Raw genomic sequence first — 13,674 nt, 5'->3', positions numbered from 1 at the left:
CCGCCGACGGCAACGCCCCGAACGGAGGAACGCAATGCGCAGGATGCTCCTGGTGTCATCGGCCGCCGTGGCGGCGCTGGCGGCGGGCGTGGCGCTGGTCGGCTATTCGCCATCGGCCTGCGGCTGCGTGAGCCCGATCGACACGCTCACCCACAGCGCCGGGCTGGACCTGCCCGGCATTCCCGTGCCTGCGGCAACGATAGAGGCCGGCCTCAACCGCACCATGCGCGGCCGCCCGGCCGATCCGGCATCCACCGACTTCCTCTATTACCGCTGCCGGTCACCGTCGGCGGATCGCCTCGTGTGCAGGGTGCCTGTCGATGAATCCCCCTTGCTCACGCGCGGATTGGACGTGACCTATCACACCGTCCAGGGCCGCATCAGCCACGTCAGCGTGCGCCGTTCGATCTGGCTGTAGCAGTCGCTGTACCCGCTCCCCTTCAGGTCCACGCCGGGTCGGCGGTGAAATCGATGGTCAGCCAGAATTCGCTGCCGCGAGCGTCCAGGCGCGCGGCGATCTCGTCGCGCAGCGCGTCCACGCTGCCGATGGTGCCGATGACCGTGTCCGGATGGGTCAGGATGTGGATCTCGACAAACCGCATGCGCCCCATCTTGGCGACGTGGCTGGTGAAATCCAGATAGCCGTGTTCGGCCACGAAGTCCTTCATCACCGCCTGCACGCGCGCGTCCAGGGTGTCCGGCGCCACCTGCAGCACCTCGCGCATGGCCTTCCAGGCACTGCGCAGCGGCACCGGCAGCACCGCCAGGCTGATCGCCGCCAGCACCAGCGGGTCCAGATAGGGAATCCAATGCGCATGGTCACCGCCGCGCAGCAGCAGCGCCAGCGCGAACGCCAGCACCACGGCCAGGCTCATCAGGCCGCTCAGCAGCCAGGCGCGCACGTCCAGCCACAACAGCGCCGACTGCAGCCGCATCGCCCGGGTGCGCACGAACGCAGCCATGCCCAGGTTGCTCACGCACAGCACGGCCGCCCACACCAGGGCAGGCCCGGCTTTCACCTCGTGGCCGCCGGTGGTCACGCCGATCACCGCATTGGCCAGTGCGTAAATGCATGCCAGCGACAGGATCGCCCCGCCGAGGGCCTCCACCATCGGCTCCAGGTGCCAGTAGCCGTACTGGAAGCGCGGGCTTTCCTCCCGCGCCACCAGCCGCAGCACCGACAGTGCCACCAGCGTCAGCGCCACATCCACCAGGCTGTAGACCCCGTCGAACAGGATGGCCTGCGATCCCACCAGCAGGCCACCGCCGAAGCCGACGGCGCTGACGGCCATCGTCATCCCGATGGAGAGTTTGAGGACCCGCTGCTCGCGTGCTGTATCCATCGCTTGCCGAGGGTCCGTCGCGCGGGCGTCAGACCTTCAGCACCTCCACCTTGTAGCTCGGCGTATCACCGTCACGATCGATGATAAGCCCGTGCACGTCCGACTCGAAGCCCGGGAATCGCGCATTCTGTTCGCGGGCGATGCGCAGCGACTGGATGATCGGCTCGTCGGTGGCACCGAAACGCTCACCCGGCATGATCGTCGGGATGCCCGGCGGGTACGGCACCAGCATGGTGCCGGCGATGCGGCCGCTGATCGCCTCGATATCGACCCGCTCGATCTGCCCGCGCACCAGGTGGTCGTAGGCCTCGGCCGGCGTCAGCACCGGCTCGGGCAGGTCCACGTACATCTCGCGCATCACCTGTGGCACGGCGAACTCGCCATTGAAGGCATGCAACGCCTGGCACAGGTCGCGCAGTCCCCAGCCCGCGTACGCCTGCGGGTAGTCGGCGACCAACTGCGGCAGGGCGCGGCTGAGCGGCGCATTGCTGTCGTAGAGCTCCTTGAACGCCATCAGTTCGGTCACCAGCGTGCTCCACTTGCCCTTGGTGATGCCCATCGAGAACAGGAACAGCACCGAGTACAGGTTGGTCTTCTCCACCGTAATGCCGCGCGTCCACAGGAACTTGCTCAGCACCGCGGCCGGAATGCCGCGCTGCCCCATTTCGCCGTCCATCGACAACCCGGGGGTCAGCAACGTCACCTTGATCGGGTCGATCAGCACATAGTCCTCGACCAGGCCATCGAAGCCGTGCCAGTGCGCGCCAGGCTGCAGATACCACTCCTCGCGCTTGGCCACCATCGGCGCCGGGGCGTCGCCCTTGGCCAACGAACGCTCCAGCTTGTCCGGCTGCCACACACTGAACCACCAGTCGTCGCGACCGAGGTCTTCTCGCACGTGCAGCATGGCGCGCCGGAAGGCGATGGCCTCATCGTGCATTTCCTGCACCAGGGACTCGCCGGCCGCCCCTTCCATCATCTTCGAGGCCACGTCGCATGCGGCAATCACCCCGTAATGCGGGCTGGTGGTGGTGTGCATCATGAACGCTTCGTTGAAGCGCTCGGCGTCGAGTTCGCGGCTGGCCGCATTGCGGACATGGATCATTGACGCCTGTGAGAAGGCAGCCAGCAGCTTGTGCGTGGAATGCGTGGTGAAAATGATCGCATCCTGCTCGCGCGGCTTGCCCTTGGCCATGCCGTAATGGTTCTCGTAGAACGGATGGAACGCCGCATAGGCGTACCAGGCCTCATCGAAATGCAGGAAGTCCACCGCGCTGCCGATCTCCTCGGCAATCTTCTCGGCGTTGTAGCACAGCCCGTCGTAGGTGGAATTGGTAACCACCGCGATGCGCGGCTTGGAGCCGGCCTTGTAGGCCTTGCTCGCCAGCGGGTTGGCGGCAATCGACTGCTGCAGCGCTTCAGGCGTGAACTGGTCCAGGCTGATCGGCCCGATGATGCCGTGCGCATTGCGGCTGGGGGTGAAATAGACCGGGATGCCACCGGTCATGATCAGCGAGTGCAGCAACGACTTGTGGCAGTTGCGGTCCACGAACACCACGTCGCCCCGGCCAACGGTACCGTGCCAGACGATCTTGTTCGCGGTAGAGGTGCCATTGGTGACGAAGAACGTGTGGTCGGCGCCGAAGTTGCGCGCGGCCTCGTTCTCTGCGGCCTTGATCGGGCCGCTGTGATCGAGCAGCGAACCCAGTTCGGGAACCGAGATCGACAGATCGCTGCGCAGGGTGTTCTCACCATAGAACTGGTGGAAGGCCCGACCCACCGGCGACTTGGTGAAGGCCACGCCACCGGCATGGCCTGGCGTGTGCCAGGAGTAGTTCGACTCGGCGGCGTGGTGGATCAGCGCCTTGAAGAACGGCGGCAGCAGATTCTGCATGTAATCTTCGGCCGCGCGCATCACCTGCCGCGAGATGAAGCTCTTGGTGTCCTCGAACAGGAACACGTAGCCGTGCACATACTTGAGCAGCTTGCTGGGTACCTTCTCGATGGTGCGCCGCTCGCCATACAGGAACACCGGCAGGTTGCCGCGCCGCGCGCTCTGCTCGCGCAGGAAGCCGAGCAGCCGCTGGAACTGCTCGGGCTTGTCCTCGGTACCGTCAATGGAAATCAGCACCGCCGAAGCGGCCACATACGTGCGCGCACCGGCCTGTGCATCGGCCAGGGTCAGGCCGCACAGCACGCGCTGGTCGTTCTTGCGCAGCTCGTCAACCAGCGCGCGGATCAGGATGCCACCGATGCGTGGAGACTCGTAATCGTCGTCGATGACGATGATGGGGTAATCAAGCGACTTGAAGTACACAGGCATTCTCCTGGGGCAATGTCACGAAATCCTGGGGTTGCTCACCGCGTCCAGCGCCGGCAGCTGGCCGCGCTGGCGGCGGCGCTCCTCGCTGAAGAACGGATAGAACACGGTGATGAACAGCACGAACAGGAAGGCGTACTGCACGATGCTGCCCGACGAGCCGAAGATCGCCCACAGGCAGTACACGACGGTAATGCTGGTCAGCGCCCAGAACGCGCCGGTATGGACCAGCGTGTGCGAGCGCTCGACCACGAAATAGCAGGCCACGCAGGAATAGATGTAAGGCAGCAGGGTCAGCACGACGGCAGCGGAGGTGATCACATCGAACTGTGCCGATGCGGTGGCCGAAGTGGAGGTCACCAGCACCGCCAGGGTCATCAGCACTGCCACGATCAGCACGCCCTTGACCGGTACGTCATCCTTGTTGGTCCGGCTGAAGATACGGGGGAACAGGCCATCGTCCGATGCCGCCTTTGCGCTCTGCGCGGTCAGCAGGATCCAACCGCCGAGCGAACCGGCCGCGCCGATGAAGGCGCACAGGCTCACCGCCGCACCGCCCCACCCGCCCACCGCGTTGGCTGCGGCCAGCGCGAACGGCGCGTCGGACACCTGCAGTTCGCCGTTGGGCACCATGCCCATGATCACCGACGAGCTGGCGATATAGGCCACCGCCGCCAGGAACACGCCGGCCAGCGTGGCGCGGGCAACGTTCTTTTCCGGGTTCTCCACCACGCCGGCGGTGACCGACGCCGACTCCACGCCGATGAACGCCCACAGCGTCAACGCCGCCGCGCTGGACACCGCGCCGAAGTTGGACTCACCCGACACATTGTAGGCGCCCTTGAAAATGGCCGGATCGAAGAAGAACCAGCCGAAGATCGCGATGCCCAGAATCGGCACCAGCGCGAAACTGGTGGTCACGGTCTGCAACCGGCTGACAAAGGACGGCCCGATCACGTTGGCAAAGCTCAGCGCCCACACCAGTGCGAGTACCGCGATGCAACGCGGCAACGGCTCGGACAGGATCGGGAAGAAATAGCTGAAGTAGCCTACCGCCGCAATCGGAATGGCCACATTGCCGATCCAGTTGGCAAACCAGTAGATGGTGTTGGTCTGGAAGCCCATGTACGGGCCGAACCAGTCGCGCGCGTAGGCGTACGGACCGCCGGCCTTGGGCGCCAGCTTGCCGAGTTTGGCGAACACGAACGCCAGCAGCAGCGCGCCGGCGGTGGTGATCAGCCAGCCCCAGATCGACGCCGTGCCGATCTTGGCCAGGCTGGAGGGCAGCAGGAACACCCCCGAACCCATCATGTTGCCGGCCACCAGGAAGGTGGCGCCGACCACCCCGATTTTCTTCGCTTCTGCCATGACGGTTTCTCCTTTGCCAGGCATGGGCCCGGTCGCGCCGGGCATGAGGGTTTACTTGATGAAGTTGTATTGCAGGCTGCCCTGCAGCCGCACCGTGTCCGCGCGTTGTCCGTTCTGCTGTTCCAGTTGGCCGTACAGCAGCTCCATGCCCATCGTCCATGACGGAGCCGGGCTCCACAGCAGGTTGAAGACCCCGTAGCGGCTCTGCCGGAAGGCGTCGGCCGCCAGCGCGTCATTGCGACCGCTGGTGAGCTGGCCATAGATCAGGTTCGACCGCCACAGCGGGGTCCAGTAGTGCGTATAGCCGACGAAGCCGCCATAGAGCGACAGCGCCTCCAGGCGGCCATCGGCGGTGACCACGGCGTCCATGCCCGACCCGGTGAGGTCGGCGGTATAGCGTCCCAGGCCTTTGCCGCCCAATGCACCGAACAGCAGCAGATCCTGCTCGCCCACCGACGCCGATCCGCTCAACTGCACGCCACCGCCGAAACGACGCCCATCGCCGTCATCGCCGTCGTAGCCCAGGCTGCGCGCCACCGCGCCGAGCTGCAGATGGCCCCAGTCGCGCTCCATGCGGGCGGTGACGGTGACATCGGGCAGCCGGTCCACCGCCATCATCCCCTCTGCCGGCGCGCTGAGCTGTGTGTCCGGGTCTTCGGCGGCCACGGTCAGGGTATTGCCCTTGCCCATCGCGATGCTGTGGTGGATACCGGCTACCAGCAGATAGCCCGCGCCACCCGGCCCGGCGAAATCGAGGGTATCGGGCAGGCTGTCGGCGTCCATGAAGGTGGAATAGCCATACCCGGCGTAGGTGTTGCCCAGCTGGCCGTAGGCGTGGCGCAGCCGGAACTGGTAGCTGTCGCTGCTGCCGAAGAAGTCGTTCTCCAGGTAGAAGCGCAGATTGCCGTGCGTGGTGGGTCGCCGTGCTTCGAAGCTGAAACGGGTCTGCTTGGCGTGCAGCGTGAAGTTGGACACATCGCGGTGCGCGCTGCCCACCGGGATGGACGAGGTGACAAACTGTTCCTGGTCACCGGCCGCACGCGCATCGGCGATCGCATCCAGTTTGGCGTAGCCGCCAATGCGGATCAGCGTATCGGTGCCTGGTACCGCGAAGAAGCCTTTCAGATCGGGGTCCGTCGGTCCGGCCGCACTGTCCGGGCGCGAGGCGGCACTGGACGGATCGGCCACCGAATCGCGCTGCGGCAGAATCGCCTGCCCGCTGCCGGGGACATGCGTTGCGCCGCCGGTCGGCGCGGGCAACGAAGCCACCGTGCCTGCGTCAGGCACCACACGTGAGGATGTCACTGCGGCGGGGGCCGCCGGGGTCGGCGCCGACTCGATCGCATTCAGGCGCTTTTCCATCGCGTCCAGCGTCTGCCGCAGCGACCGGATCTCCTGGCGCAGCGTCTCGGCCGAATCCTGTGCGTGGGCCGGGACAGCCACCAGCGCGAGCGTACCTGCCAACGTCAACACACCCAGGCGCATTGCGTCCTCCATGAATCACAGACAGTGCTGCCCGTCGACGTCGCCAGGCGACGAAGCAGGGTCCGGCGCGGGATTCCCTCCTCATCCCGGATCGCGTGTCGCGTTCGGCACGAATGCCAGCGGCTTGAGTACCAGCCGCTGGGTGAGGAGCTCGTGAATGGTTGCCGACGCGTCGATGACAGTCGCGCCGTGCGACGCACAGCACGCAAAACGTCTGAGGAATACCGCATGCGCTACAGACTAGTGCGCGCCGGATTTTTTACCTTGATCCAGATCAACCGGCGCCGGCGATACCACGGCGCGGCGGTCCGGCGCGCCGGCATTGCACCGGCGCGCGATACGCAGTGGGCCTGGCGCGACTCAGCGCGGGCCCATCACCACGTCCATGTCCTGGCCCTGCGGCATGCCGGCACGACGCTGCAGCATGCCCTTGTCGTCCTTGAACAGAATGCCCGGCGTGCCCTGGAAACCCATCTCGATCATCAACACCTGGTTGGCATCGAGCTTGTTGGCCACCTCCGCGGTGAGATTCGCCGCTGGCTTGATGCCGCCCTGGTCAAATCGATGCTCGTTCTCCAGCAGCGCCGCACTTGGGTTCGGCGCGGTGAGGATCGCCGCCGCCTTGGCCGGGCTGTCCTCGCGGATCACGCCGACCATCACATGGCGCAGCTGCACCTTGCCACTGTCGACCCACGGCCGCGCCGCTTCCCAGAAGCGATGGCAGTACGGGCAGTTGGCGTCGCTGAAGGTGTACACCACCCGCGGCGCGTCGGCGCGGCCATCGCGCACCCAGGCGCTGGCATCGAGCTTGGCCCACTGCCGCGCGGACATCGGCGCGGCCACCAGACGCTCGACCGGCTCGGTACCGATATCCTTGCCCTGCGCGTCGAACAGGCTGCCGACCAGTACGTGCTTGCCATCGGCAGTGACGTACGCCGCGGCCGGCTGCTGCCCGCCGACCACCCCTGCGAACCCGCGCAGGCCACCGGGCGCGTCGAACTCGCCCATCACCTCGAAACCCTGCTGTTCGATGCTCTTGAGCACGGCCGGCCGCTCGCCCGTCTTGCCGGCGGTGGCGGTGGGTGCCTTCGGTGCCTGGGCCTGGCTGCAGCCGGACAGGCTCAACAGCAGCGCGGCGCTCAATACAGTACCCAGCGCAGGGAAGGATGTGGACAGCATGGCAACTCCCGGAATTGAAAGACAGAAGAACCCGCGCGGCTATCGCAGCCGCGCGAGCTTGGATTCCAGACTGGCGGCACTGAGTTCCCCCAGGTGCACCTCCTGCAGCCGCCCGTCACGATCGAAGAACAGGGTAGTCGGATACGCCTGTACATGCAGCGCCGCGGCAGCGTGCATGGGCTCGTCCAGCAGCACATTGTGCAGCGACAGCCTTTCGGCCGTGAGGAAGGCCTGAACCTCTTCAGCGGTCTCGCCCTGGTTGGCGAACACAAAGCGCAGGTCGGAATGGCGTTGCTGGGCACGGGCCAGCACCGGCATCTCGCGCCGGCACGGTCCGCACCAGGTGGCCCAGAGATTGACGATCGTCGGCTGCGCGTGTGCGCCGCCCAGCGTGTCGGGCACCCCGTCCAGACGGGTGAGTGCAAGTGTGGGCAGCGCGATGCGATCGCGCTGCAGCCAGCCACTGCCCAGCGACAGCGCGGCCCAGCACAGCACGCCGGCCAACGCGCCGGCCGCCACGGAGCGGCGCAGATGCGGCCAGCGCCGCAGGCGCCATGCGCCCCAGCCCAGGCCGACCAGGATGGCCACCCAAGGCAGGAACCCCCCATCACCCAGGCGCAACACAGCCCAGCCATCGTGGCGGTAGTCGGTCCAGTAGCGCAGGATGAACCCGAGTCGGCCGGCCAGCAGGCCGATCAGCAGCATGTCGAACAATACACTGCGCGGCGTGGGCGCCTTTTCTTTCGGCTCGGCACGCACCATGCGCGCCACCAGCATCGCCACACCCATCGCAACAAGCACCCACACCACCACCAACGGCACCGGGCCGACACTGCTTATCATCGTTTCGCTTTCGGTATCGGGCCTTCCCGCATGGTCCCAGCATGCACCGCTGCGATCAAGCCGCAGCGCCGCACGTCATGCCGCACGCATGCTCTCCACCGCGCGCACCGTAGTTGCCGCGGCACGCTCGCGACGCTGGCTGACGATCTGACGCCGATAGCGCGCCGGTGTCGTCCCGACGATGCGCAGGAACAGCCGTCGGAAGGCGCTCTGGTCTGAGTAGCCCACGTGGCAGGAGACTTCGTCGATCGCCCCGCCCGCCTGGAACAGCATCTGCGCTTTGGCGATGCGCAGCCGCTGGCAGTACTCGATGGGCCGCATCCCGGTCGCACGCAGGAAACGGCGCTGGAGGGTGCGCGGCTCCAATCCCGCCGAATCGCAGATGTCCTGCAAGCTCACTCCACGCGCAGCGATGCCGTGCAACCAGCGCTGCGCTTTAAGGATGCAGCGGTCGCCGTGCGCGAAGTTCGGGCTGAAGCGTTCCAGATCATCCTGCACGGTCCGCGGAATCACCAGTTGCAGCTGCTGGGACACAGACGACATCACGCTGTGCCCGTACACCCGGGCGAGCAGACGCAGGCTCAGGTACTTCCAGGCATCGGTGCCGGCGGCGGTGAGCAGGTCGCCATCGTCCACCAGCGTGCGCTCGCTCGGCAGCCAGCTGGGCACAACCGCCTTCAACGCGGCACAGCGGTCCAGGCTGGGCAGCCGCACCGGCCGCCCGGCCAGGACGCCGGCACGGGCCAGCAGCAGCGCGCCCTCCTCGCACCCGGCCAGCAGGCTGCCGGCGTCATGGCAGTCACGCAGCCATGCCAGCAGCGCCTCGCCGGCGACCGACATCGCCCAGCCCGGCTCGTTGCCGGGCAGCACCACGACCGCCGGCAATGCTTCGCCGAACAGTGTGGCACCGGCCATGCGCTGCATTCCGCCGCCGCGTGGGCACAGGGTCCAGCGGGTGACGAGCATGCGCGCGCCGGGCCGCCGACTGGCCGCCGCAACCCGGTTGGAGAGCTGCGCGAGCTCGGAAAGCACCGTCGCAGCGCCGCGGATGCTGCCGGCGTACTCGACCACGGCCACTTCCATCAGCGTTGGCGCAGCCGGCTTGCGCCGCGGCGGAAGGGAGTTCAACGAGGTGTTCATGCGACCTAGCTCCAGCAGCGTTACCCGTCATGGGGGGGGGCCGGGAGGCGCCTGCGCGCACGCCCGATCAACAGTTCGCTGGAGGTTACGGACGGCCTCGAGGGCCATCCATGAAACTAATTGCATCTTTGCAGCCAACCTTGCACAGGGCCGCCCAACGGCCAGACCCTTGACCCTCGACCCGGCTCCAGGGTTCACAATGAGGGCGATCTTCTTCCGAGGTGGTCATGAACATTGGACAGCTCGCGCGCCAGGCCGGCGTGCCCATCGACACCGTGCGCTACTACGAGCGGCAGCACCTGCTGCCGACCGCGCGCCGCAGCGCCGGGGGCTACCGGGTCTTCAGCGAAGACGATCTGACGCGGCTGCAGTTCATCCGTCGCGCCAAGGCGCTGGGTTTCAGCCTGGAGGAAATCGGCGAACTGCTGTCGCTCAGCGACCAGCATGGACAGGACATGGCGCAGGTCCGCAGTACCGCCGTGCAGAAACTGCAGGACATCCAACAGCGCATCGGCGAACTGCAGCGCATGCACGGTGCACTGAAGCAGCTGGTGGATGCGTGCCCCGGCCACGGCGAACGCGGCGAGTGCCCGATCCTGGCCGCGTTGACAGCACCGCACCGATAGCCACGCTGCCGTTGTGCACGACACAGGTCACGTATCGCGTTATCGACGCGGCCGCGTGAATGCAGTTGAGGCAATGGATGAGAAATTTCGTGCAGTTTTCTCTTGCCAATCGAAAACGCCGTCGCTATGATTTCGCTCCTCACGACGTGGGGCCATAGCTCAGCTGGGAGAGCGCCTGCATGGCATGCAGGAGGTCGGCGGTTCGATCCCGCCTGGCTCCACCACTTCAATCATTAGGCCGATTGAAGCAACGTGGGAAAAATTCGGTTTTCGTGCGTCCCCATCGTCTAGAGGCCTAGGACATCACCCTTTCACGGTGGCGACCGGGGTTCGAATCCCCGTGGGGACGCCAATTGAAACGCAGAACGCCCCGGTCTTGGCCGGGGCGTTTTGTTTGACACGGTCACTGTCCCGACCCGGTTTTTTTCAGGGTTGTGTCAGAGAAAAGACTTGGCGAATGCAACGCACACGCGTAGAATTCCGCCTCCAGCATCGTGGGGCCATAGCTCAGCTGGGAGAGCGCCTGCATGGCATGCAGGAGGTCGGCGGTTCGATCCCGCCTGGCTCCACCACTCCGGACATTAGGCCGTCAGGAGCGCTGAAAACATTGATGAGTTCATGCGTCCCCATCGTCTAGAGGCCTAGGACATCACCCTTTCACGGTGGCGACCGGGGTTCGAATCCCCGTGGGGACGCCACTCATCAACGAATACCGAGGCCCGGCACGCCGGGTCTTTTTATTCACCGCCCCCTGCGGGCTTCGAATGTGGTCTTCCACAAACGTGAACACGCAGGTATACTAGGCGGCTCGCGGTACAACGTGGGGCCATAGCTCAGCTGGGAGAGCGCCTGCATGGCATGCAGGAGGTCGGCGGTTCGATCCCGCCTGGCTCCACCACTTCTCCGGACACAGGCCGTCCGGCATAAGCAAAATCCGGTTCAACGCGTCCCCATCGTCTAGAGGCCTAGGACATCACCCTTTCACGGTGGCGACCGGGGTTCGAATCCCCGTGGGGACGCCAGCTTCAACAGACAGCCCTGACTTCGGTCGGGGCTTTTTGTTGGTGCCCCAGAAAAAGCTTCCCATCCAGCAAAAGCGCCGCTATGATAGGCGGCTAGCAGCATCAACGTGGGGCCATAGCTCAGCTGGGAGAGCGCCTGCATGGCATGCAGGAGGTCGGCGGTTCGATCCCGCCTGGCTCCACCACTTCTCCGGACACAGGCCGTCCGACAGAAGCAAAATCCGGTTCAACGCGTCCCCATCGTCTAGAGGCCTAGGACATCACCCTTTCACGGTGGCGACCGGGGTTCGAATCCCCGTGGGGACGCCAGCTTCAACAAACAGCCCTGACTCCGGTCGGGGCTTTTTGTTGGCGCTTCTTTCTCTGCGTGGTCAGCCCACCACCTTGGCCATGCCCACCGACTTCGGCGCGGTCTGGGCAAAACCGAACTGCGCGTACAGCCGATGCGCCTGGCCATCGGCGATCAGACTTACGTAAGCACCGACCGCGTTCGCGCGCAGCCAGACATCCAGCGCGCCCATCACCGCCTTGCCCAGTCCCTGCCCCTGGCGGTCGGGAACCACCGCAATGTCCACCACCTGCAGGAAGCAGCCGCGGTCGCCGACCAGCCTGCCCATCGCCACCAACCGTTCGCCGTGGCGGATGCTCACCCCGAACACCGTGTTGGGCAGGCCCAGCGTGGCTGCCTCCAGTGATTTGGGGCTCAGGCCGGCGAGCACGCGCAGCTGGCGGTACTCCTCGACAGTGGGCGGCACGGGGTAGAGCTGCAGGCTGGCAGGCAGGGGCATGGGGCTTTCTCGGAGTGAACGGGCCTGTAGCATGACGCAGGCCATGCGCACCCGGTGAGACCCACGCGTCCTATCCTGTTCCCCCTGCCCGCCGCCCCTGCCGCCATGTGCTACTCCGCCCAGATCCGTGCCGATTACACCAGGCTTGTCCGTGAGTACGGCGCGATCATGTCGCTGGAGGCGTTCGCGCAGCTCTATGCGCACGATCCTGGCAAGCCACGGCCCAAAACGCCCAAGGCGATGGATGACGGGTTCGCCGGCGCACGCACGCCGCAGGGGCAGGACATCGTGGCAAAGATCCAGCAGTGGCATGCCGAGGAAATGCGCGCACTCGACGAGGAGATCCGGCTGCAGTCCGCACGCCTGGCATCGGCTGAAAGCCAGCTCGCCGCACGCCCTTCGCAGAAGGCACGCAACGAACTACGTATCGCCGGCAACCGGATCGAGCGCGCGCAGGCGCGCCTGGACGACCTGCACCGCACCGGGCTGCTGCCGCGCGACAGCCGCATCTTTCCGGGCGTATACGCGCCGGTGATCGTTTCCGAGGGCGGCCAGCGCGTGATCAAGCCGATGCGCTACCAATGCCGGCTGCCGGATGTGCCGGCCCGCAACGACGTGCTCTACCCGGGCACCTACAATGCGCGCCGCGACAGCCTCGGTGGGTACTGGAAGCCCGCGTTCGGTCATCGACACGGCGTCGTGGTGGTGCAGTCGTTCTATGAGCACGTTCCGCGCCATGCACTCGAACACCGCGCGTTGGCACCTGGCGAGCGCGCGCAGAACGTGGTCCTGGAATTCCGCCCGCAGCCCGCACGCGACCTGCTGGTGGCCTGCCTGTGGTCGGAATGGGACGGGCCGGAAGGCCGGCTGCTGTCGTTCGCGGCGATCACCGACGAACCGCCGGTGGCGGTAGCCGCAGCCGGGCATGACCGCTGCATCGTGCCGATCCGCCCGGAACACCTGGACGCGTGGCTCAATCCTGACCCGGCCGATCTGGCCGCGCAGTACCGCATTCTCGACGACCGCGAACCGGTTGATCTTGTCTGTCAGGAAGCGGCCTGACACGCCCTCTGTCGCGGCATCAGCCGGCGACTGAATCGCCTTGGCGGGCACGCTCGAGTGCGGCCGTCAGTTCCGCGGTGAGATACGGCTTGCTGAGCACGACACCGCTGCGGAACGTCGCCGGCAGATGATCCGGCGCCATGCCGGTCGCCAGAACAAACGGAATGCCACGTGCGGAAAGTCCTTCGGCCACCGCCTCACTGGTTTCGTTGTTGGCCAGACGGTAATCGAGCAGCGCGACCTGCGGTGCGGTCTCGCCCAGGAGGTGCAATGCCTCGGACACCGAGGCCGCCAACCCCACGACGACCGCCCCGGACTGCACCAGCTGCATCTGCAGCAGGGCCGCACTCATCTCGTCGTTCTCCACCACCAGCACCCGTAGATCCTGCAGCGCGCTCATCCCCGGCTCCCTGTATGGTTCAGCGCGGTGATTATAGCGTCCCAACCCGATGAAGGCCGCCGTCACACTGAAGCGTTCAGGTCTCCCCACCGCCGCAG

General features: G+C 66.1%; 12 protein-coding genes and 8 tRNA genes. 11 read left to right on the top strand and 9 right to left on the bottom strand.

The features are described 5' to 3' along the window. Nucleotides 1–34: 34 nt before the first annotated feature. A complete protein-coding gene (locus tag ACPEH8_RS16525) occupies nucleotides 35–418 on the top strand; it encodes a hypothetical protein (RefSeq protein WP_017357148.1) in 384 nt (127 codons plus the stop codon). A gap of 22 nt (nucleotides 419–440) precedes the next feature. On the opposite strand, the gene ACPEH8_RS16520 is transcribed toward ACPEH8_RS16525, so the two are convergent. The 7 genes from ACPEH8_RS16520 to ACPEH8_RS16490 all read right to left on the bottom strand — a co-directional run bounded on the left by ACPEH8_RS16520 (nucleotide 441) and on the right by ACPEH8_RS16490 (nucleotide 9,678). Continuing rightward, nucleotides 441–1,343: a cation diffusion facilitator family transporter gene (locus tag ACPEH8_RS16520; RefSeq protein ID WP_017357147.1), complete on the bottom strand. Its 903-nt coding sequence runs from the start codon at nucleotides 1,341–1,343 to the stop codon at nucleotides 441–443. 28 nt (nucleotides 1,344–1,371) lie between these two features. Next, nucleotides 1,372–3,660, bottom strand: coding sequence for an Orn/Lys/Arg decarboxylase N-terminal domain-containing protein (locus ACPEH8_RS16515; RefSeq protein ID WP_017357146.1), 2,289 nt, complete (start codon nucleotides 3,658–3,660; stop codon nucleotides 1,372–1,374). A 21-nt stretch (nucleotides 3,661–3,681) separates the two neighbouring features. Then, a complete protein-coding gene (gene adiC / locus ACPEH8_RS16510) occupies nucleotides 3,682–5,031 on the bottom strand; it encodes an arginine/agmatine antiporter (RefSeq protein ID WP_017357145.1) in 1,350 nt (449 codons plus the stop codon). 51 nt (nucleotides 5,032–5,082) lie between these two features. Further along, nucleotides 5,083–6,516, bottom strand: coding sequence for a DcaP family trimeric outer membrane transporter (locus tag ACPEH8_RS16505; protein ID WP_017357144.1), 1,434 nt, complete (start codon nucleotides 6,514–6,516; stop codon nucleotides 5,083–5,085). A 360-nt stretch (nucleotides 6,517–6,876) separates the two neighbouring features. Then, nucleotides 6,877–7,695: a thiol:disulfide interchange protein DsbG gene (gene dsbG, locus ACPEH8_RS16500; protein ID WP_026070942.1), complete on the bottom strand. Its 819-nt coding sequence runs from the start codon at nucleotides 7,693–7,695 to the stop codon at nucleotides 6,877–6,879. A 39-nt stretch (nucleotides 7,696–7,734) separates the two neighbouring features. Further along, nucleotides 7,735–8,538 (bottom strand): TlpA family protein disulfide reductase, encoded by an 804-nt coding sequence (locus tag ACPEH8_RS16495; protein WP_017357142.1) that lies wholly within the window; start codon nucleotides 8,536–8,538, stop codon nucleotides 7,735–7,737. A 75-nt stretch (nucleotides 8,539–8,613) separates the two neighbouring features. Then, entirely contained in the window at nucleotides 8,614–9,678 is a 1,065-nt protein-coding gene (locus ACPEH8_RS16490) for a GlxA family transcriptional regulator (protein WP_136006956.1), read from the bottom strand. A gap of 227 nt (nucleotides 9,679–9,905) precedes the next feature. Between ACPEH8_RS16490 and ACPEH8_RS16485 the strand changes: the two genes are divergently transcribed. The 9 genes from ACPEH8_RS16485 (at nucleotide 9,906) to ACPEH8_RS16445 (ending at nucleotide 11,635) form a co-directional block, all read left to right on the top strand. Then, the gene (locus ACPEH8_RS16485) at nucleotides 9,906–10,304 is read left to right on the top strand and encodes a heavy metal-responsive transcriptional regulator (protein WP_136006959.1); all 399 of its coding nucleotides are present in this window, start codon (nucleotides 9,906–9,908) and stop codon (nucleotides 10,302–10,304) included. A 148-nt stretch (nucleotides 10,305–10,452) separates the two neighbouring features. Further along, nucleotides 10,453–10,528, top strand: a tRNA-Ala gene (locus ACPEH8_RS16480). Nucleotides 10,529–10,580: 52 nt separating this feature from the next. Then, nucleotides 10,581–10,656 (top strand) — tRNA-Glu (locus ACPEH8_RS16475). 144 nt (nucleotides 10,657–10,800) lie between these two features. After that, nucleotides 10,801–10,876: transfer RNA gene (locus tag ACPEH8_RS16470), tRNA-Ala, on the top strand. Nucleotides 10,877–10,926: 50 nt separating this feature from the next. Further along, nucleotides 10,927–11,002, top strand: a tRNA-Glu gene (locus ACPEH8_RS16465). A 124-nt stretch (nucleotides 11,003–11,126) separates the two neighbouring features. Next, nucleotides 11,127–11,202, top strand: a tRNA-Ala gene (locus tag ACPEH8_RS16460). A 48-nt stretch (nucleotides 11,203–11,250) separates the two neighbouring features. Beyond that, nucleotides 11,251–11,326, top strand: a tRNA-Glu gene (locus ACPEH8_RS16455). Between the two features lie 109 nt (nucleotides 11,327–11,435). After that, nucleotides 11,436–11,511, top strand: a tRNA-Ala gene (locus ACPEH8_RS16450). 48 nt (nucleotides 11,512–11,559) lie between these two features. Beyond that, nucleotides 11,560–11,635 (top strand) — tRNA-Glu (locus ACPEH8_RS16445). Nucleotides 11,636–11,697: 62 nt separating this feature from the next. On the opposite strand, the gene ACPEH8_RS16440 is transcribed toward ACPEH8_RS16445, so the two are convergent. Continuing rightward, the gene (locus ACPEH8_RS16440) at nucleotides 11,698–12,114 is read right to left on the bottom strand and encodes a GNAT family N-acetyltransferase (protein WP_423667522.1); all 417 of its coding nucleotides are present in this window, start codon (nucleotides 12,112–12,114) and stop codon (nucleotides 11,698–11,700) included. A gap of 105 nt (nucleotides 12,115–12,219) precedes the next feature. Here ACPEH8_RS16440 and ACPEH8_RS16435 point away from each other — a divergent pair, with 105 nt between their 5' ends. Beyond that, nucleotides 12,220–13,176 carry an SOS response-associated peptidase family protein gene (locus ACPEH8_RS16435; protein ID WP_423667520.1) on the top strand — a complete coding sequence of 319 codons (957 nt, stop codon included), beginning with the start codon at nucleotides 12,220–12,222 and terminating at the stop codon, nucleotides 13,174–13,176. A gap of 19 nt (nucleotides 13,177–13,195) precedes the next feature. Here the strand turns inward: ACPEH8_RS16435 and ACPEH8_RS16430 are convergent, their stop codons facing one another. Then, a complete protein-coding gene (locus tag ACPEH8_RS16430) occupies nucleotides 13,196–13,576 on the bottom strand; it encodes a response regulator (protein WP_017357138.1) in 381 nt (126 codons plus the stop codon). Between the last annotated feature and the right edge of the window lie 98 nt (nucleotides 13,577–13,674).

It is taken from the genome of Stenotrophomonas sp. NPDC077461, assembly GCF_049545475.1.
GTDB lineage: Bacteria > Pseudomonadota > Gammaproteobacteria > Xanthomonadales > Xanthomonadaceae > Stenotrophomonas > Stenotrophomonas nematodicola.
Note: the sequence above shows the minus strand (reverse complement) of the source record. Positions and strands in the feature narration are given on the sequence as shown.